The following is a 19,939-nucleotide window of genomic DNA, read 5'->3' as shown; positions in this document are numbered from 1 at the left end:
CACAATACAAATGGAACAGCTGAAACATGAATGTGGTGTCGTCATGATACGTTTGCTCAAACCGTTGAGCTACTACCAGGAGAAGTATGGTACGTGGATGTACGGTTTGAACAAACTCTATCTGATGATGGAGAAACAACACAACCGCGGACAAGAGGGAGCGGGTTTGGCTTGCGTGAAACAGAAGGCCGAACCCGGCGAAGAATATATGTTTCGAGAGCGGGCTTTGGGCACGGGGGCGATTACGGAGATATTCGCGTCCGTCCAAAGTCATTTCAAGGATTTGACCCCCGAACAGTTGCACGATGCCGACTATGCGCAGCGTTATCTGCCTTTTGCCGGGGAAACCTATATGGGCCACTTGAGGTATTCGACTACCGGTAAAAGTGGTCTTTCTTATGTCCACCCGTTCCTTCGCCGGAACAACTGGCGGGCAAAGAACCTGTTGCTCTGCGGAAACTTCAACCTGACGAATGTCGATGAAATATTTGCCCGTCTCACAGCCGACGGACAGCATCCCCGCATCTATTCCGACACTTACATCATGCTTGAGCAGGTCGGCCACCGGCTCGACCGGGAAGTGGAGCGGCTCTACCAGCAATACAAGGCGGAAGGAAGGACCGGACTCGACCTGACGCATGCCATCGAGGACCACATCGACCTGACGAATGTCATCCGTACGTCAAGCAAGGAGTGGGATGGAGGTTATGTCATTTGCGGACTGACAGGCAGCGGCGAGTCGTTTGCCCTGCGTGACCCGTGGGGAATCCGTCCGGCTTTCTGGTACAAGGATGATGAAATCATTGTCCTGGCTTCCGAACGTCCGGTAATCCAGACAGCCCTGAACGTCCCGGTAGAGGAGGTCCACGAGCTGCGTCCCGGACAGGCCGTGCTGGTCAACAAACGGGGAGAGATGCGCGTGGAGCAGATCAACCAGCCCAAGGAAGAAAAGCAATGTACGTTTGAACGCATCTATTTCAGCCGGGGCAGCGACAAGGACATCTACAACGAACGCAAGGAACTGGGCCGTCGTCTCGTGGACCCCATCCTGAAAGCGGTCAACCATGATGTGGAACACACCGTGTTCTCCTATATCCCCAACACGGCAGAGGTCGCCTTCTACGGTATGCTCGACGGTTTTGATACCTATCTGAACCATCTCAAGATAAAGGAAATCGAGGCTTTGGGGCACCGTCCGACACGGAGTGAGCTGGATCGCATACTTTCCATGCGCATTCGGAGCGAGAAAGTTGCCATAAAAGACATAAAATTGCGTACCTTTATAGCCGAAGGCAACAGCCGCAATGATTTGGCTGCCCACGTCTATGACATCACCTACGGCAGTCTGGTGCCTTATCAGGACAATCTGGTGATTATCGATGACAGCATCGTGCGCGGAACAACCCTGAAACAGAGTATCATAAATATTCTTGACCGGTTGCATCCGAAGAAGATTGTCATCGTCTCGTCGTCGCCTCAGGTGCGTTATCCGGACTACTACGGCATCGATATGGCAAAGATGAGCGAGTTCATTGCCTTCCGTGCGGCGATGGAGCTGCTGGAAGACCGTGGCATGCGCGACGTCATCGAACGTGCTTACAAGAAGTCGAAGGCACAGGAACATCTGCCGAAAGAAAAGATGGTGAACTATGTCAAGGAAATCTATGAGCCGTTCACCGATGAGGAAATCTCAAACAAGATGGTGGAGATGCTGACCAAGGGCGAAGGCATTCATGCTAAGGTGGAGATTGTCTATCAGACACTGGAAGGACTGCATGCAGCCTGTCCCGACCATACCGGGGACTGGTACTTCAGCGGTGACTATCCGACACCCGGCGGTGTGCGCCAGCTCAACCAGGCCTTCATCAATTATATTGAAAAAGTATATCAGTTCTAATTAAGAATAATAACATATCTATCTGAAATGAGAAATGTAACACTAATCCTCGATGATGGAACCCGCTTCCACGGAACATCATTCGGTTATGAAAAGCCTGTTGCCGGCGAAGTAGTCTTCAACACCGCCATGACAGGCTATCCGGAAAGTCTTACAGACCCCTCGTATGCAGGGCAGTTAATGACGCTGACTTATCCCTTGGTCGGTAACTACGGTGTGCCGCCGTTTACCTTTGAACCCAATGGACTGCCAACCTTCATGGAGAGTGAGAAAATCCATGCGGAAGCTATCATTGTGAGCGATTACAGCTATGAGTACAGCCATTGGAACGCTGTGGAGAGTCTGGCTGACTGGCTGAAGCGCGAGGGAGTTCCCGGCATCACGGGCATCGACACCCGTGAGCTGACCAAAGTGCTGCGCGAGCACGGTGTGATGATGGGTAAGATTGTCTTTGACGATGAACCCGACAACATCCCTGAAGCACAGTACAGCGGCATCAACTATGTAGACAAGGTTTCATGCAAAGAGGTAGTGCGTTACAACGAGGGAGCCGGCAAGAAGAAGGTCGTGCTGGTGGATTGCGGTGTGAAGTCAAACATTATCCGCTGCCTGCTCAAACGGGATGTGGAAGTCATCCGGGTGCCCTGGAACTATGATTTCACGGCGTTGGAGTACGACGGACTCTTCATCTCGAACGGACCCGGTGACCCGGATACGTGCGATGAGGCTGTACAGAACATCCGCAAGGCGATGAGCCTTTCCGACAAACCTATCTTTGGTATCTGTATGGGCAACCAGCTGCTCTCCAAGGCGGGCGGCGCTAAAATCTATAAGCTGAAGTATGGTCACCGCAGCCACAACCAACCGGTGCGCAAGGTCGGGACCAACCAGTGTTTCATCACCAGTCAGAATCACGGCTATGCAGTGGACAACAATACGTTGGGGGCTGACTGGGAACCGCTCTTCATCAACATGAACGATGGCTCCAATGAGGGTATCCGTCACAAGTCGAAACCTTGGTTCTCGGCACAGTTCCATCCGGAAGCAGCCAGTGGACCGACCGACACCGAGTTCCTTTTCGATGATTTTGTGAAACTCCTTTAATCCTTAATTAGAAAACGATCATGAAAGAAAATATAAAGAAAGTATTGCTCTTAGGTTCGGGTGCGCTCAAGATTGGTGAGGCCGGCGAATTTGACTACTCCGGTTCACAAGCGCTGAAGGCTTTGAAAGAAGAAGGCATCCACACGGTGCTGATCAATCCGAACATTGCGACGGTGCAAACCAGTGAAGGTGTGGCAGACCAGATTTACTTCTTGCCGGTCACTCCGTTCTTTGTGGAGAAAGTCATCCAGAAGGAACGTCCCGACGGTATCCTCCTCTCCTTTGGCGGACAAACGGCCTTGAACTGCGGTGTGCAGCTCTATAAGGGTGGCATTCTGGAGAAATACAATGTGCGCGTGCTGGGTACTCCCGTACAGGCTATCATCGACACGGAAGACCGCGAGCTTTTTGTGAAGAAGCTGGATGAGATCCAGGTGAAGACAATCAAGAGCGAGGCGGTGGAGAATGCCGAGGACGCACGCCGTGCAGCCCGTGAGCTGGGTTATCCCGTCATCGTACGTGCAGCCTACGCTCTGGGAGGTCTGGGTTCCGGCTTCTGCGACAATGAGGAAGAACTGAACGTGTTGGTAGAGAAGGCTTTCTCTTTCTCTCCCCAGGTACTGGTGGAGAAATCGCTCCGCGGTTGGAAGGAAATCGAGTATGAAGTGGTGCGTGACCGTTACGACAACTGCATCACGGTCTGCAACATGGAGAACTTCGACCCGCTGGGTATCCACACCGGCGAGTCCATCGTGATTGCTCCTTCCCAGACGTTGACAAACAAGGAATACCATAAACTGCGTGAGCTTGCCATCCGCATCATCCGCCACATCGGTATTGTGGGTGAATGTAATGTGCAGTATGCTTTCGACCCCGAGTCGGAAGATTACCGGGTGATTGAGGTGAACGCCCGTCTGAGCCGTTCATCGGCATTGGCATCCAAGGCGACCGGTTATCCGTTGGCTTTCGTGGCAGCCAAGTTGGGATTGGGTTACGGCCTGTTCGACTTGAAGAACTCTGTGACCAAGACGACTTCGGCATTCTTCGAGCCGGCATTGGACTATGTGGTCTGCAAGATTCCGCGTTGGGACCTGGGCAAGTTCCGTGGTGTAGACCGCGAGCTGGGTTCATCCATGAAATCCGTGGGTGAGGTCATGGCCATCGGTCGTACGTTTGAAGAAGCCATCCAGAAGGGACTCCGCATGATCGGGCAAGGCATGCACGGTTTTGTGGAGAACAAGGAGCTGGTGATTCCCGATGTCGACAAGGCACTGCGTGAACCGACCGACAACCGTATATTTGTCATCAGCAAGGCGATGCGTGCCGGATACACCATCGACCAGATTCATGACCTGACGAAGATTGACAAGTGGTTCCTGCAGAAGCTCATGAACATCATGAACACCTCGAAGGAGCTGCATGCCGTCGGCTCTCTGGACAAGCTGGATGCCACACTGCTCCGTAGAGCGAAGGTACAGGGCTTCTCTGATTTCCAGGTCGGACGTGCAATCGGACTGGAGAAAGATATGGACATCGAACAAGCCATCAACCAGGTGCGTGCCTACCGCAAGAGTCTGGGCATTGTGCCGGTGGTGAAGCAGATTGATACGCTGGCAGCCGAATATCCTGCACAGACCAACTACCTCTACCTGACTTATAGCGGTGTCGGAAATGACGTGAACTATCTGGGAGACCGCCGCTCCATCATTGTATTGGGTTCGGGAGCTTACCGCATCGGTTCGTCCGTGGAATTTGACTGGTGTGGTGTACAGGCGCTCAACACGATTCGCAAGGAGGGTTACCGCAGTGTGATGATCAACTACAACCCGGAGACCGTGTCTACGGACTATGATATGTGCGACCGACTCTATTTCGATGAACTGACCTTTGAACGTGTGATGGATATCATCGAACTGGAGAATCCCCACGGAGTCATCGTGTCTACGGGTGGACAGATTCCGAACAACCTGGCCATGCGCCTTGACGGCGAACATGTCAATATCCTCGGAACCTCTGCCAAGAGCATCGATAATGCGGAGGACCGCGACAAGTTCTCTGCCATGCTTGACCGCATCGGAGTGGACCAGCCTGAATGGAGTGCCCTGACCTCGATGGAAGATATCAATGCCTTCATTGACAAGGTCGGATTCCCCGTATTGGTGCGTCCTTCCTATGTGCTTTCCGGTGCAGCCATGAATGTCTGCTCCAACCAGGAAGAGCTGGAGCGCTTCCTCCAGTTGGCAGCCAATGTATCGAAGAAGCATCCCGTGGTAGTCAGCTCCTTTATCGAGCACGCCAAGGAGGTTGAGATGGATGCGGTAGCAAAGGACGGTGAAATCATTGCCTATGCCATCAGCGAGCACATTGAATATGCCGGTGTGCACTCGGGCGATGCCACCATCCAGTTCCCGCCCCAGAAGCTCTATGTGGAGACCGTGCGCCGCATCAAGCGTATCTCCCGTCAGATTGCCAAAGAACTGCATATCTCCGGACCGTTCAATATTCAGTTCCTCGCCCGTGAGAACGACATCAAGGTGATCGAATGTAACCTTCGTGCTTCGCGCAGTTTCCCCTTCGTCAGCAAGGTGCTTAAGATCAACCTCATCGAACTGGCTACCCGTGTGATGTTGGGTCTGCCTGTCGAGAAGCCGGAGAAGAGCCTCTTCGACCTTGACTATGTCGGCATCAAGGCTTCGCAGTTCTCGTTCAACCGTCTGCAGAAAGCCGACCCGGTGCTGGGTGTCGATATGGCTTCTACCGGTGAAGTCGGTTGCTTGGGAGACGATTCAGCCAGCGCAGTGCTTACTGCCATGCTCTCTGTAGGCCAACGCATCCCGGCAAAGAACATCCTTCTGTCTACCGGAACAGCCAAGCAGAAGGTTGACATGCTCGATGCAGCCCGCATGCTCAAGAAGAAGGGCTACAACCTCTTCGCTACCGGTGGCACATCGCGTTTCCTGACCGAGAACGGCATCGAGAATACACTGGTACACTGGCCGAGCGAGCCTGAAGCCAAACCTCAGGCATTGGAGATGCTTCACAACAAGGAAATAGACATGGTGGTGAACATTCCGAAGAACCTGACGGCAGGTGAGCTGACCAACGGCTACAAGATCCGCCGTGCAGCTATCGACTTGAATATACCTCTGATTACCAATGCCCGTCTGGCAAGTGCCTTCATCAATGCGTTCTGTACGCTGGATGTAAACGACATTGCCATCAAGAGCTGGTCAGAATACAAATAAGCCGGTAATTTCTTAATTTCAGATATTGGTAAGCTGAAGGCTGCCTTTCCCGATGGTGGGGAAGGCGGCCTTCTGACTTTTAATCTGTAATCTTTACAAACGGACTCTTTGAGGCTGAAAATGCAGGCAAGAACCGGCAAGAAGGCAGAAATGCGTTTCTGCTACATTGAGTTTTCAAAATCGGGGACCGCATGTTTTTTTGTTCATCTGTTAACGAACACGGTACGCAGGGGTGTCACTTTTTACAGCCAAGTCTTATCGTAGAAGGGAAGAATAATCGTATCTTTGTGGCACCCTGTCTGACAGATTCTTAGGAAAGCTTTGCCGGATGGCGGTAAATACTTTTGAACTACAATTGGAGAGAATCATCTAATAATATATAAGTAGTATATGGCAAATGTTATCAAACTGCGAAAGGGGCTTGACATCAACCTGAAGGGTAAACCTGCGCCGGAAATACTCCGTGTAGACGAGCCGGAGGTATATGCGTTGATGCCTGCCGATTTCACCGGCATCATGCCGAAAGTGACCGTGCATGAAGGTGATGCTGTGAAAGCCGGAGAGCCGCTGTTCGTAGACAAGAACCATCCTGAGGTGAATTTTGTGTCGCCTGTGAGCGGCACGGTACTGGGTGTGGATCGTGGCGAGCGCCGTCGGGTACTGAGTATCCGTGTGCAAGCTGACTCCCGGCAGGAGTATGTGGAGTTTGAACGTCCTGATGTGTCACGCATGAAGGCTGATGATGCAAAGGCATGGCTGATGCGTACGGGTCTTTTTGCCTTCTTCCGTCAGCGGTCTTATGACATTACGGCATCTCCGGACAACCATCCCAAAGCTATTTTCGTGTCGGCTTTTGACTCGAAGCCTTTGGCTCCTGATTTTGAATTTGTGTTGAAGGGGCAGGAGGCAGACTTCCAGTCCGGTCTGGATGTGTTGGCATGTCTGGCACCGGTGCATTTGGGTGTCAGCGTCCGTCAGCAGAGTCCGGCTTTGAGAAATGCCAAGAATGTGCGTGTCCATGTATTCGACGGACCGCATCCCGCAGGCAATGTTGGTATACAGATTCACCATGTGGACCCGATCAACAAAGGCGAACAGGTGTGGACGCTGGGAGCGGAAGATGTGATTTTCATCGGACGTACCTTGCGGACCGGACATGTGGACCTGACCCGTACGATTGTCCTGGCCGGTTCCGAGGTAACGACTCCGGCGTACGTCCGTATGAAAGTGGGTGCACAGTTGTCCACGCTGCTGAAAGGTCGTGTTGTTCTGGGAGACCGTGTGGTTCGTGTCATTGATGGAAACGTGCTGACGGGACATCCGACAACAGCCGATGGCTTCCTGGGTGCGCACTCGACGCAGGTGACTGTCATTCCCGAAGGAAGTGATGTCGATGAATTCTTCGGCTGGATCAGTCCCCGTCTGAATGACTTCAGCACAAGCCGTGCCTACTTCAGCTGGTTGTTCGGCCGTAAGCGCGAATATACGCTGGATGCCCGTGTGAAAGGAGGCGAACGTCACATGATCATGTCCGGTGAATACGACCGTGTGCTGCCTATGGATATCCTGCCTGAGTTCCTCATCAAGGCGATCCTGGCAGGTGATATAGAGCGGATGGAGGCATTGGGTATCTATGAAGTGGCTCCCGAGGACTTCGCTTTGTGTGAATTTGTCGATTCGTCGAAGCTGGAACTGCAACGCATCGTACGCGAAGGCTTGGATTTGTTGCGTCAGGAAATTGAAGGAGAGTAACAGAATTGACAATAGGAATGACTGACAATTCATATATTCAATGATAGAAAGATTCGTATGAAAGGATTAAGAAACTATTTAAACAAGATAAAGCCCAACTTTGAAAAGGGTGGACGTCTGCATGCGCTCCATTCGTTTTTCGATGGTATGGAGACATTTATGTTCGTCCCCCACACGACATCGCGTACGGGTACGAATATTCATGATGCGATTGACAGCAAGCGTATCATGATATTGGTGGTCATCGCTCTGCTGCCGGCCCTGTTGTTTGGCATGTACAACGTCGGATACCAGCATTTTACTCATGTCGCAGCGTTTACGCAGACGCCGATGACCGCCGGATTCTGGGAGATGTTCTTCTATGGACTGCTAGCCGTGTTGCCCAAGATTATTGTGTCCTATGTAGTCGGACTGGGCATTGAGTTTGCCGTGGCGCAATGGAAGGGCGAGGAAATCCATGAAGGTATTCTGGTCACGGGTATTTTGATTCCGATGATTGTTCCCGTGGACTGTCCGCTTTGGATGTTGGCGATTGCAACAGCCTTCTCTGTAATTTTTGCCAAGGAGGTCTTTGGTGGTACCGGTATGAACGTGTTCAATGTGGCGCTGGTAACCCGTGCTTTCCTTTTCTTTGCCTATCCGACCAAGATGTCGGGTGAATCGGTCTGGGTCTCGGGCGACAGCATTTTCGGTTTGGGACAGACGGTTGACGGAATGACTGCTGCCACTTCGCTGGGTATTGCTTCTACCGCCAAGGCTGCCGATGCCTTCCCGCCGTTCTCATGGGATATGGTGACCGGTCTTATCCCCGGTTCTATCGGTGAGACCAGTGTGATCGCCATCCTTATCGGTGCTGTTATTCTCTTGTGGACGGGTGTTGCCAGCTGGAAGACCATGCTCTCTGTATTTGTGGGCGGTGCTGTTGTCGCAGGACTGTTCAACGTGTCGGGCATCGACACGGCCATGGCCCACATGCCTTGGTACGAGCATCTGTGCCTGGGAGGCTTCTGTTTCGGTGCCGTGTTCATGGCAACCGACCCGGTGACCTCCGCACGTACGGAGACCGGTAAGTATATTTATGGTTTCCTGATTGGTGCCATGGCCATCATCATCCGTGTGCTGAACCCGGGTTATCCCGAAGGCATGATGCTGGCTATCCTGCTGATGAATGTCTTTGCTCCGCTGATTGACTATTGTGTGGTGCAGGGCAACATCTCCCGAAGAATGAAACGTGTATCTACCCAAAAATAAGAAAAGGAATATGGCTACAAAGAAATTTGTTTGTCAGGTCTGTGGCTATGTCTACGAAGGTGAGTCTGCTCCTTCCCAGTGCCCGGTATGCAAAGCGCCGGCTACTCAGTTCAAGGAGGTAGAGCAGCCCGGGGACCCCACCAAGCCTGCCAAGAAGAAAAGAGATACGAACAGCAATGTCTATACATTAATATATGCTGCGGTCATGGTGATTGTGGTGGCGTTCCTGTTGGCATTTGTCAACTCTTCGCTCCGCAGTCGTCAGGATGAGAATATCAAGATGGACACCAAGAAGCAGATTCTTTCAGCCCTCCATGTGACCGGTGTGAAAGATGTCAATGCCGAGTATGCCCGTTACGTGAAGGCCGACTGCCTGATGGACGCCGAAGGCCGCCTCGATGAGAAGGTGGATGACCGGGACTTTGCCACTTCCTACGAGAAGGAGGTGAAGGAACACGGACGCTTGCACGTCTTTGTCTGCGAGGTGGAAGGCGAGACCAAGTATGTCATCCCTGTATATGGTACAGGTTTGTGGGGAGCCTTGTGGGGCTACGTAGCACTTAACGCTGACAAGAGTTCCGTCTATGGAGTATACTTCTCCCATGCCAGTGAGACTCCCGGTTTGGGTGCGGAGATTGTCACGGATGCCTTCAAAGGACAGTTCGTCGGCAAGCAGGCACTGGATGCCGACAAGGTCGTGCTGGGCGTGATGAAGCATGGCAAGGTGGAGAACCCGGCTTGTCAGGTTGACGGTATCTCCGGCGGAACCATCACTTCCAACGGTGTCGACCAGATGTTGAAGAACTGTCTGGGCAACTACATCAAGTTTTTAACTTCAAAAGAATAGGAGGACAGAAGCAATATGAGCCAATTATTTTCCAAGAAAAACAAAGAAGTATTTGCCACACCGCTCGGTCTGAACAACCCCGTGACGGTGCAAGTGCTGGGCATCTGTTCGGCATTGGCGGTGACGGCCAAGCTGGAGCCTGCCATCGTGATGGGTCTCTCTGTGACCATCATTACGGGTTTCTCCAATGTCATCATTTCGCTCATCCGCCGTACAATCCCTAACCGCATCCGCATCATCGTGCAGCTGGTCGTCGTCGCTGCGTTGGTGACGATTGTGAGTGAAATCCTGAAGGCTTTTGCCTATGATGTGAGCGTACAGCTTTCGGTCTATATCGGATTGATTATTACTAACTGTATCCTGATGGGACGTCTGGAAGCCTTTGCCATGTCCAACGGTCCTTGGGAATCGTTCCTTGATGGTCTGGGCAACGGACTGGGTTATGCCAAGATTCTCGTTATTGTGGCGTTCTTCCGCGAATTGTTAGGTTCCGGCACATTGCTGGGTTTCCGCATCATCCCGCAGTCAGTTTACGATGCCGGTTATATAAACAATGGTTTGATGGTGATGCCTCCCATGGCTCTTGTGATTGTCGCCTGCATCATCTGGTGGCAGCGTAGCCGTCACAAGGAATTGCAAGACAAATAACCGGCAAAGCCGCTATCAACCCCTTAATTTTGTAAATTATGGAACATCTGTTAAGTCTATTTGTTCGTTCGATATTTGTCGACAACATGATATTTGCCTTCTTCCTGGGTATGTGTTCATACCTTGCCGTGTCAAAGACCGTGAAGACAGCCGTGGGATTAGGCATTGCCGTCACTTTCGTTTTGGTGGTGACGCTCCCTGTAAACTATCTGCTGCAGACTCGTGTGCTTTCAGCGGATGGTATCTTTGGTATTGATCTCAGTTTCTTGAGCTTCATCCTGTTTATTGCTGTGATTGCCGCCATCACCCAGTTGGTGGAGATGGTAGTAGAGCGTTTCAGCCCTTCCCTCTATGCTTCATTGGGTATCTTCCTTCCGTTGATTGCCGTAAACTGTGCCATTATGGGTGCCTCGCTGTTTATGCAGCAACGCATCGTGAAGGGTGAATCTGACCCGCAGTTTATCGGTGGTGTGGCGGATGCCATCTCTTATGCGTTAGGTTCAGGTATCGGCTGGATGCTTGCCATCGTAGGCTTGGCTGCCATACGCGAAAAGATGGCTTACTCCAATGTGCCTGCTCCGTTGCGGGGATTGGGCATCACATTCATTGTGGTAGGTCTGATGGCAATGGCCTTCATGTGTTTCTCTGGACTGAAGATATAATGAACAAAGAGTAATCGTAACGACATGAATACACAGTTAATCTTTGCGAGTATAGCGGTTTTCCTCTCCGTTATGCTGATATTGGTAATCGTCCTGCTGGTGGCCAAGAAATACCTGGTTCCTTCGGGCAACGTGAAGCTTACCATCAATGGGGAAAATACACTTGAAGTGGAATCCGGTTCCACTCTGTTGAACACATTGGCTGTAAATGGCATCTACCTGTCTTCGGCTTGTGGTGGTAAAGGCTCGTGTGGACAATGTAAGTGTCAGGTAATAGAAGGTGGAGGTGAGATTCTGCCTTCCGAATTGCCTCATTTCAACCGTAAGCAGCGTCAGGACCATTGGCGCTTGGGCTGTCAGGTGAAGTTGAAGGGTGACATGAGCATCAAGGTTCCCGAGTCGGTAATGGGTGTCAAGGAGTGGGAGTGCGAAGTCATCTCCAACAAGAACGTGGCAACCTTTATCAAGGAGTTTATCGTTGCATTGCCTCCCGGTGAGCACATGGACTTTATCCCCGGCTCGTATGCACAGATAAAGATTCCTACTTATTCCATGGATTATGACAAGGATATTGACAAGGACCTGATTGGCAAGGAATACCTTCCGTCGTGGGAGAAGTTCGGACTGTTTGGTTTGAAATGCAAGAATGACGAACCTACGGTACGTGCCTATTCGATGGCGAACTATCCGGCAGAAGGGGACCGCATCATGCTGACTGTCCGTATCGCCACTCCGCCCTTCAAGCCGAAACCTCAGGTAGGCTTCATGGACGTGATGCCGGGTATCGCTTCTTCCTACATATTCACGTTGAAGCCTGGTGACAAGGTGACAATGAGCGGTCCTTATGGAGACTTCCATCCGATTTTCGACTCCAAGCGTGAGATGATGTGGATTGGTGGTGGTGCCGGTATGGCTCCGTTGCGTGCACAGATTATGCACATGCTTCGCACATTGCATACGACTGACCGCAAGATGTCTTACTTCTATGGCGCCCGTGCACTCAATGAAGTGTTCTATCTGGAAGACTTCCTTCAGTTGGAACGTGATTTCCCGAATTTCTCTTTCCACTTGGCTTTGGACCGTCCCGACCCGGCTGCCGATGCTGCGGGCGTGAAGTATACTCCGGGATTTGTTCACCAGGTTATTTATGACACCTACTTGAAGGACCATGAAGCTCCTGAAGACATAGAGTACTACATGTGCGGTCCTGGTCCGATGAGCAAGGCGGTAGAGGGTATGCTCGACAGCTTGGGTGTTCCGATGAAGAACCTGATGTTCGATAACTTCGGTTGATATCCAGGATATGGTATAGTATGCAGGCGTAATGCCTGCCGTGATATGATAGAGCAGCGAAGCTTGACCCCGTTGGGAACAGCTTCGCTGCTTTGTGTTTGGTATGCGGGTTTAAGAGTGAAGGCTTATGGTTTTTGGGGAAGGTGTCCTTGTTTCATGGCACAATAATGAGGTTCTTTTGGAAACCATAAATCCCACCTTTATAGTGGGGTTTATTGTTCTGAAACAGCTCTTTTTGATTTTCTAATTGAGCTTTTAGACCATTAATAATCAGTAAATAGTCTGTAGTGTACTGTTCTTGATAGTTCAAAGGTAGTAATTTGGAAGCAAATCACAATTTGCGAACCCTGCCTTGTCGCTTTCGTAGACTGTTTCTGATAGCTCAAAGATAGTAATTTGGCAGTAATTTGCAATACAAACCTGTAACTTCGTTATTCCCAACCGTATTCCCACGCTTTGGGACTTCGGGTTCCAGCCTTTGGGACTTCGAGTTCCAGGCGCTGGGACTGTCAGTCCCACGGCGTGGAACTCACGGTCCCACGCCGTGGGAATACGATGGCCTTGCTGAAGAGGCGGAACAAGGTTCAGCTTCAGGCGGAAATGGATACAACAAGAGCCGACCTCCTCGTGGGGAGACCGGCCCTTCGTGATGCTTGATGAGGGAAGGCTATCGGGCGGCAATGTCCCGGTCCGTTCTTGATGCGTGACTCTCCTCGGTCTTCAGACTGTTCGTGAACAGCAACAGACGGTTCATGATGTTCACGTCACTCACGCCGCTGTCGAAGTCAAGTGAGAGCAGGTGCATCTGGGGATAGAGGTCCTTGATGCGTTTCTCGATGCCTTTTGAGACAATGTGGTTGGCAATACAGCCGAAAGGTTGCAGGCTGATGACATGGTCAACCCGTTGGCGCGCAAGGGAAAGAATTTCCCCGGGCAACAGCCAGCCTTCGCCAAACTGGGCGCTGAGCGAGATGATGCGCGAAGCTTCCTTGGACTCATCGAACACATTGGCAAAGGGGGTGAAGTGACGGAACCGGCTGCCGGCACGGTTGAACTTCTCCATCCGTCTCCATACCAGCTTGTAGAGCCAGTGGATGAGGCTGCCGGGTACGACCTTCTTCTGGAGTCCGGTGTCTTGGTTCACCTTGTAGTTGACGAATCCCTGGACGAAGAAGTCGGTCAGGAGGGGAGGGACGACCTCGATGCGTCGGCTGATGAGCCATTCGCAAATGTTCTTTTGCGCAAAGGGGTTGAACTTGAGGAAAATCTCTCCCACAATGCCTACCCGGGGCACGTCCCGGTCACAGGCGGCGGCGTCAAACTCGGCTGCTGCCGTGCGCAGTGTCGCAAGCCATTCGTCCGTACTGCCGTTCTCTATCAACCGTTTGGCGATGTCCAGGTACTTCTCTTTGAGGCGGACGGCAGTCCCTTCTTCCTTCTCCCGCACGATGGTGGCATAGTAGAGCTTGGCTATGCAGTCGGAGAAGAGCAGCGCATTCAGGATGGTCGGGAGCATCTTGAACCAGTTGACGCGGAAGCCCGGCTGCTCGTTGCCCAGCTGTCCGCCGAAGGTGAGGGAGATGACGGGCACCTGTCCGAAGCCGGATTCTGCCAGGGCACGCTGGATGAGCGAGAGGTAGTTCGAGGCACGGCACTGTCCTCCCGTCTGGGTCATGGCTACGGCAGTCGTTTCCGGGTCGTAACGTCCTTCCTTGAAGGCCTTCACGATGTCGCCCACGATGAGGGTGGCAGGATAGCAGACTTCATTGTTGGCGTACTTCAGTCCCCAGTCGCAGGATGCCGTGTCGCTCACGGGCAGGTTCTCCACGTCATAGCCGGCAAGCTTCATGAGGGGCGGAATCAGCGGAGAGATGAACGGGGTGAAGAACGGGGCGATGATTTTCCGCTTCCGGTCTTCCTCACGGAAGGGCGGTGTGGTGACAAACGGACGGACAGCCGGACGTGCCTCCTCCTTCCCCGACAGGCGCAGGCTTTCGATGGTGGAGCGGACGCGCAACTTGATGGAACCGATGTTGCTCACGTCGTCAATCTTCAGCAGGGTGAGTGTCTTCCCGTACCGTTTCAGCAGGTCGCGGGTCTCGTCGGTGAGCAGGGCGTCCGGTCCGCATCCGAACGAGGTCATCTGCATGCACTGGATGTGTGGTCCCTGCATGGCAACCCACTTGGCGGCTTTCAGGATGCGGTTGGGATATGCCCACTGCGAGAGGTAGTGCACGTCTTCCATGGGGAGGGACGTGTGGCGGACGAGGTCGTCTGTCAGGACGTTGACTCCCATCGCGGCAATCATGTCCGAGAGCTTGTGCTGAATCAGCGGGTCGGTGTGGTAGGGACGTCCGGCGAGCAGGATGGTCAGCGTCTGTCTGTCGGCTGCCGCGAGTACCTGCTGGTTGGCATCGATGAGCTGTTCTTCAAAACGGTCTGCTTCCTTCAAAGCCTCTTCAAATGCCTTTCGAATGGTCTTTTCCGGGATGCTGAACGTCCGGAGATACGCCTTGCACTGCTTGTAGAGCAGGTCCTTGTCCTTGAAGGTTATCGTCGGCGAGTCAATGGGGACGCCCACACGCTGCACGCTCTTGATGACCTCGGCATAGCCCGAGACGATGGGGCAGTTGTAACTGTTCTGTCCGCTTTCCTGTTTCTCGAAGACGACGAAGGGCATGAAGATGCGGTCTACCCGGCGGTCGATAAGGTCCTGGATGTGGCTGTGCGCCAACTTGGCGGGGAAGCAGATGTTGTCCGACATCACCAGCTTGGCTTTGGCTTCGTATGCGGCAAAGCTCGACGGCGCCGACAGTACCGTCCGCAGACCGCAACGGTTGAGCAGTGTGTGCCAGAAGGGATACTCCTCGTACAGGTTCAGGCAGCGCGGGATGCCGATGACGGCTATGGGATGCTCCACCTCGATGTGGCGGTCGAACAGCAGATGCTCCTTCCGGGCATAGACGTTCTGTCCCTGTCGCTGTTCCGTACCTTTATTGGTAAATACCTTTTCGCAGCGGTTGCCCGAGTAGTAGCGGTTGCCGTTTGCGAAGCGGTAGGTTGTGATGAGACATTGGTTTTCACATCCGTGGCAGTTCAGCGGACGGGTGGTGTAGGAGGCGCTGCCCAGCACTTCGTCGAGCGTGGCGTCAGCCGAAGCATATTGGCGGGCATAGAGTGCGCACCCGATGGCGCCCATCAGCTCCGGATAGTTGCTGCGGAACACCTCTCTGCCGATGAGTTTCTCGAAGGCACGCACCACGGAGTCATTCTTCATGGTCCCTCCCTGCACCACGATGTGCGGTCCCAGTTCCTCGGTGCTCTTCAGGCGGAGCACCTTGTACAGGCAGTTCTTCACGACCGAGTAGGACAGTCCGGCTGCGATGTCCCCGAGTCCGGCTCCCTCACGGAGTGCCTGTTTCACCTTGGAGTTCATGAACACCGTGCAGCGGGTGCCCAGGTCGTAGGGGCGGGTGGCACGACAGGCTTCAGCCGCAAAGTCCTGCACCGGGAGACCCAGTGACTTGGCGAACGTCTCGATGAACGAGCCGCATCCCGAAGAGCAGGCTTCATTGATTTCGATGCGGTTGATGACCCCTCCCGATACGAACATCGCCTTCATGTCCTGTCCGCCGATGTCGAGGATGAAGGACACATCCTTCGTCACATGGCGGGCTGCCATGTAGTGGGCTATGGTTTCGATGATGCCTCCGTTGAGGCGGAAGGCTGCCTTGATGAGGTCTTCCCCATAACCGGTGGAGCAGCTGCCGGTGATGCGGATTTGCGTGCCCGCCTCTTCGCACCGTTCGCGGAACAGGCGGAGTCCTTTCTCCACGGTCGCTATCGGGTTGCCGTCATTGCCGTGGTAGTAGGTATACAGCAGCTCGTTCCGGCGGTTGAGGACGACAATCTTCGTTGTGGTCGAGCCGGAGTCGATGCCCAGCGTCACTTCTTCAACGCCGGGTCGGAGGCTGCCTTCCCGGATGGGGCTTTGCGAGATGCGTTCTTTCCACCGGCGGTAGTCGTCGTCATCGCTGAAGATGGGTTCCAGGCTTTCGGCAGGCTGGTAGGTGACGGACAAATGCCGGTTGATGGAGTCGCTCAGGCTGGAAAGGCGGACCGGCTGGCTGTCCTCCTCCGACAAGGCGGAGCCCCAGGCGGGTATCAGGTGGCTGTCTTCAGGCAGCACGACCTCGTCGGGCGACAGTTGCAGGTAGTCGGTGAACGCTTTGCGCAGGGCAGGCAGGAAGGTGAGCGGACCTCCGCAGAACAACAGCGGCGCCGTGATGTCACATCCGTGTGCCAGGGTCACGATGACCTGCACGGCAACGGCGTGGAAGATAGAGGCGGCGATGTCCTCCTTGCAGGCGTTCTTGGCGATGAGGTTCTGGATGTCTGTCTTGCTGAACACGCCACAACGCGACGCGATGGGGTAGATGTGTGTGGCGTTCAGCGCCAGGGTCCCCAGCTCGTCGGGAGTCACGTTCAGCAGGATAGCCATCTGGTCGATGAAAGCTCCCGTACCTCCGGCACAGTTGCCGTTCATGCGCAGGTCGGTGGCTTCGCCCTCGTGGAGGAAGACGACTTTGGCATCTTCACCGCCGATGTCAATCAGTGTAGACACTTCCCGATGGTTGCGGGCGATGTAGTTGGTCGCGGCGACCACCTCCTGTACGAAGGGGAGGCGGCACCGTTCGGCAATACCCATCCCGACAGAGCCTGTCAGGCGGAGCGTGACCTCGGCGTCGCCCAGCCGGGTACGTATGTCCGACAGCAGGGCGAGTAACTTTTCCTGTATTTTGGCGTGGTGACGTTCGTAGCGTGAATAAACAATCCGGCCGCTCTCATCGAGCACGATTGTCTTGATGGTGGTAGAACCTACATCTAATCCTATCCTGTACATTTGAGTCTCGTTTTTGAATCGGCAAAGATAGGGTAGCCCGTTCATCGGCGGAAGTGCAATACAGGGGAAGAATTGTGCAATTTCAACGAAAAAAGCTGATAGATGCTTCCTTTTCCTTCTCTGCTTGGTGCGAAATGTATGTTGAGATTCCTGTCTGTCGGATTATTCCAGTTAGGCTTATTATAAAGGGATGGTCCTTTTATGGAGTTTGGATATTTCCTTATCTTTGCCGACAAACTGCATGCAGATGGAAAAGTCATTGTTTCGTATATTGGACCTGGCGGAAGTGAACGCTACGTATGGCTTGACGGCACAGAATGAGATTGGTTTCTTCCTTTGCCGACGGGGACAGGCAGACATCCTGGTCAATGACCGTGTCTACCCGGTGAACGGCTGTTTCTTGTGTTTTCATGTTCCTTATACCTCTACACGGATTGTGCGCCACAGCGATGACTTCGACGGCTTTCTGCTGTTGACGGAGCTGGACCGGCTCTACACGACCCTGTCTGACATGCCTTTGCAGGACGTGATGCTGTTGCGCGGCCATCCGTGCATCCGCATCACCTCGGCGCAGTATGGGCGCATGGAGCAGCTGGTGGAGCTGATGCTTGACCGTTCCCGGTTGTCCGTGCAGACGGAGTCCGGACAAGGTGCGGCAATGCGCCGTCTGCTGATCCGGACCCTTTTGCAGGCTTTGTTTCTGGAGGCGCTGGAGATTTATTTCGAAGGGTCGCCGGTGGAGGAGATTCCCCAGAGCCGTGAGGACAACATCTTTAACCGGTTCTTCCATTCCCTGATGCAACATTGTACCCGGGAACGCAAGGTGACTTTCTATGCCACCGAGCAGCATCTGTCACCCAACTACTTCTCGTCGGTCGTAAAGGCAAAGACCGGACGCACCGCCATCCAGTGGATAGAGACCGCCTCCATCGTCCGTGCACAGCATTACCTCAGTACGACGTCCATGAGCATCAAGGAGATTGCCGATGCGATGAACTTCACCGACCAGTCCACCTTCGGACGTTACTTCAGAAAGCATTGCGGCATGTCGCCCACTGACTACCGCAACCGCAAGTAATCAATTGTCCGTTGCCAGTTGGCTCATCAGCTGTTTCTCCCGTTCCTTCAGCAACAGCTTGCGGCTGCGGATAATCTGGTACCGGTAGACCAGGCAGGTCGTGAGGAAGTATACGCCCGTCTGTATCCAGAGGGCACGATACTCGGCAGCCACTTCTCCCAGGGTAGCCCCCATGGTGTTGATGTGGACAAAGCCGTTGATGCCGAAGGTCGAGGGGAATATCCAGGAGAATACCTTCCAGAATGCCGGGATGGATGCACCCGGCCACGAGATTCCGCTGATGAAGAGCAACGGGACGGAGGTGAACACATAGATGAGCATGCACGTCTCGCGGTTGCGGATGAGGATGGAAGCCGTCATGGCAAAGAAGATGCACGCCAGGGTGTAGGGCAACATGAAGGCAGTCAGTGTGCCGACGTCGGGTATCTGCACGAGGCTGAACAGCTTCGGCACGACACAGACGATGTAGACATCGACCAGCAGGTAAATCATCAGGTAGACCAGTGCCTTGCCCAGCACGATGCGCAACGTGCCGTGGTAGTGGCGGTTGATGGGGACAAGCTCGCGGAAGCGGTTTCCCTCCCGTTGGGTGCCGACCGACAGGCCGACGCCCAGCAGCAGGGTCTGCTGGATGATGAGCATCAGCACGGCAGGGATGAGGAAGGAGGCAAAACCGTTCTGGGGATTGAACAGGGTGACGTACGTGTACTCGATGGGCTGCGTGCTGACTTCGTCCTGACGGGCGGTCGTGTTGCCCAGCCGCTGCACCTGGATGTCCTTGTTCATGTCGAGCGACACCTCGGTGCACGAGCTCAGCAACGCCTTGTAGTAGAGCAGTCCGCTCATGTCGCAGAAGATGCTGACGTATGCCTGTTCGCCCCGCATCAGGTTGTCGTTGAACTCCTCGGGGATGTAGATGCTGCCGTATGCACCTTTCTCACGCATGATGCGCTTCGCCTCTTCCAGGTTGGCGGCATAGCCCACGATATGCACATCGGCAGTGCCGTCCACCCGACGGAGAAACTCGCGGCTGCGCGAGGAGTGGGACGCATCGACAGCCACAACGGGCACCTCGCGTACGGTCTCATTGGTGTAGATGAAGGCATAGACCAGCGGATAGGCGAGGGGGACGAGGACGAAGAATATCAGTACGCCGGCATCCTTGAGGACACTGCGCATCTCCATCCCCCACACATAGAAGATGTCGAGGAAGCCTTCTTTGAACACGGTACGTAGGTTATTTTGTTTCATGATGTCTT

General features: G+C 53.5%; 12 protein-coding genes. 10 read left to right on the top strand and 2 right to left on the bottom strand.

Going from position 1 to position 19,939, the window contains the following annotated elements; all coding sequences use genetic code 11:
* Positions 1-10 precede the first annotated feature (10 nt).
* The 9 genes from C8275_RS11490 to nqrF all read left to right on the top strand — a co-directional run bounded on the left by C8275_RS11490 (position 11) and on the right by nqrF (position 12,699).
* Positions 11-1,897 carry an amidophosphoribosyltransferase gene (locus C8275_RS11490; RefSeq protein WP_106485194.1) on the top strand — a complete coding sequence of 629 codons (1,887 nt, stop codon included), beginning with the start codon at positions 11-13 and terminating at the stop codon, positions 1,895-1,897.
* 27 nt (positions 1,898-1,924) lie between these two features.
* Positions 1,925-3,001 (top strand): glutamine-hydrolyzing carbamoyl-phosphate synthase small subunit, encoded by a 1,077-nt coding sequence (gene carA, locus C8275_RS11485; RefSeq protein WP_022383414.1) that lies wholly within the window; start codon positions 1,925-1,927, stop codon positions 2,999-3,001.
* Positions 3,002-3,021: 20 nt separating this feature from the next.
* Positions 3,022-6,246 (top strand): carbamoyl-phosphate synthase (glutamine-hydrolyzing) large subunit, encoded by a 3,225-nt coding sequence (carB, locus tag C8275_RS11480; RefSeq protein ID WP_022383415.1) that lies wholly within the window; start codon positions 3,022-3,024, stop codon positions 6,244-6,246.
* A gap of 390 nt (positions 6,247-6,636) precedes the next feature.
* Positions 6,637-7,998, top strand: coding sequence for a Na(+)-translocating NADH-quinone reductase subunit A (locus C8275_RS11475; protein ID WP_106485193.1), 1,362 nt, complete (start codon positions 6,637-6,639; stop codon positions 7,996-7,998).
* A 57-nt stretch (positions 7,999-8,055) separates the two neighbouring features.
* Positions 8,056-9,249, top strand: coding sequence for an NADH:ubiquinone reductase (Na(+)-transporting) subunit B (locus C8275_RS11470; protein WP_022383417.1), 1,194 nt, complete (start codon positions 8,056-8,058; stop codon positions 9,247-9,249).
* Between the two features lie 10 nt (positions 9,250-9,259).
* Positions 9,260-10,096, top strand: coding sequence for an NADH:ubiquinone reductase (Na(+)-transporting) subunit C (gene nqrC / locus C8275_RS11465; RefSeq protein WP_106485192.1), 837 nt, complete (start codon positions 9,260-9,262; stop codon positions 10,094-10,096).
* Positions 10,097-10,111: 15 nt separating this feature from the next.
* Complete coding sequence (locus C8275_RS11460) at positions 10,112-10,744, top strand: NADH:ubiquinone reductase (Na(+)-transporting) subunit D (protein WP_022383419.1); 633 nt, start codon at positions 10,112-10,114, stop codon at positions 10,742-10,744.
* 38 nt (positions 10,745-10,782) lie between these two features.
* Positions 10,783-11,406: an NADH:ubiquinone reductase (Na(+)-transporting) subunit E gene (gene nqrE, locus C8275_RS11455; RefSeq protein ID WP_022383420.1), complete on the top strand. Its 624-nt coding sequence runs from the start codon at positions 10,783-10,785 to the stop codon at positions 11,404-11,406.
* 24 nt (positions 11,407-11,430) lie between these two features.
* Positions 11,431-12,699 (top strand): NADH:ubiquinone reductase (Na(+)-transporting) subunit F, encoded by a 1,269-nt coding sequence (gene nqrF / locus C8275_RS11450; protein WP_022383421.1) that lies wholly within the window; start codon positions 11,431-11,433, stop codon positions 12,697-12,699.
* A gap of 667 nt (positions 12,700-13,366) precedes the next feature.
* Here the strand turns inward: nqrF and C8275_RS11445 are convergent.
* A complete protein-coding gene (locus tag C8275_RS11445) occupies positions 13,367-17,602 on the bottom strand; it encodes an acyl-CoA dehydratase activase (RefSeq protein ID WP_106485191.1) in 4,236 nt (1,411 codons plus the stop codon).
* Positions 17,603-17,849: 247 nt separating this feature from the next.
* On the opposite strand from C8275_RS11445, the gene C8275_RS11440 reads away from it, so the two are divergent.
* The gene (locus C8275_RS11440) at positions 17,850-18,680 is read left to right on the top strand and encodes an AraC family transcriptional regulator (protein ID WP_157948262.1); all 831 of its coding nucleotides are present in this window, start codon (positions 17,850-17,852) and stop codon (positions 18,678-18,680) included.
* On the opposite strand, the gene C8275_RS11435 is transcribed toward C8275_RS11440, so the two are convergent.
* Positions 18,681-19,931 carry an ABC transporter permease gene (locus C8275_RS11435; protein WP_106485189.1) on the bottom strand — a complete coding sequence of 417 codons (1,251 nt, stop codon included), beginning with the start codon at positions 19,929-19,931 and terminating at the stop codon, positions 18,681-18,683. It lies immediately after the preceding gene.
* Between the last annotated feature and the right edge of the window lie 8 nt (positions 19,932-19,939).

The sequence above is a fragment of the Bacteroides sp. Marseille-P3684 genome (assembly GCF_900291465.1).
Taxonomy (GTDB): Bacteria; Bacteroidota; Bacteroidia; order Bacteroidales; family Bacteroidaceae; genus Phocaeicola_A.
The sequence above is the reverse complement of the archived record's forward strand: the minus strand, read 5'-3'. Positions and strand labels throughout refer to the sequence as shown.

Coding starts and splice junctions, on each gene's coding strand:
- C8275_RS11440 (WP_157948262.1), top strand. CDS start 17,850: ATGGAAAAGTCATTGTTTCGTATATTGGACCTGGCGGAAGTGAACGCT.
- carA (WP_022383414.1), top strand. CDS start 1,925: ATGAGAAATGTAACACTAATCCTCGATGATGGAACCCGCTTCCACGGA.
- C8275_RS11475 (WP_106485193.1), top strand. CDS start 6,637: ATGGCAAATGTTATCAAACTGCGAAAGGGGCTTGACATCAACCTGAAG.
- C8275_RS11435 (WP_106485189.1), bottom strand. CDS start 19,931: ATGAAACAAAATAACCTACGTACCGTGTTCAAAGAAGGCTTCCTCGAC.
- C8275_RS11490 (WP_106485194.1), top strand. CDS start 11: ATGGAACAGCTGAAACATGAATGTGGTGTCGTCATGATACGTTTGCTC.
- carB (WP_022383415.1), top strand. CDS start 3,022: ATGAAAGAAAATATAAAGAAAGTATTGCTCTTAGGTTCGGGTGCGCTC.
- nqrF (WP_022383421.1), top strand. CDS start 11,431: ATGAATACACAGTTAATCTTTGCGAGTATAGCGGTTTTCCTCTCCGTT.
- nqrC (WP_106485192.1), top strand. CDS start 9,260: ATGGCTACAAAGAAATTTGTTTGTCAGGTCTGTGGCTATGTCTACGAA.
- nqrE (WP_022383420.1), top strand. CDS start 10,783: ATGGAACATCTGTTAAGTCTATTTGTTCGTTCGATATTTGTCGACAAC.
- C8275_RS11460 (WP_022383419.1), top strand. CDS start 10,112: ATGAGCCAATTATTTTCCAAGAAAAACAAAGAAGTATTTGCCACACCG.
- C8275_RS11445 (WP_106485191.1), bottom strand. CDS start 17,602: ATGTACAGGATAGGATTAGATGTAGGTTCTACCACCATCAAGACAATC.
- C8275_RS11470 (WP_022383417.1), top strand. CDS start 8,056: ATGAAAGGATTAAGAAACTATTTAAACAAGATAAAGCCCAACTTTGAA.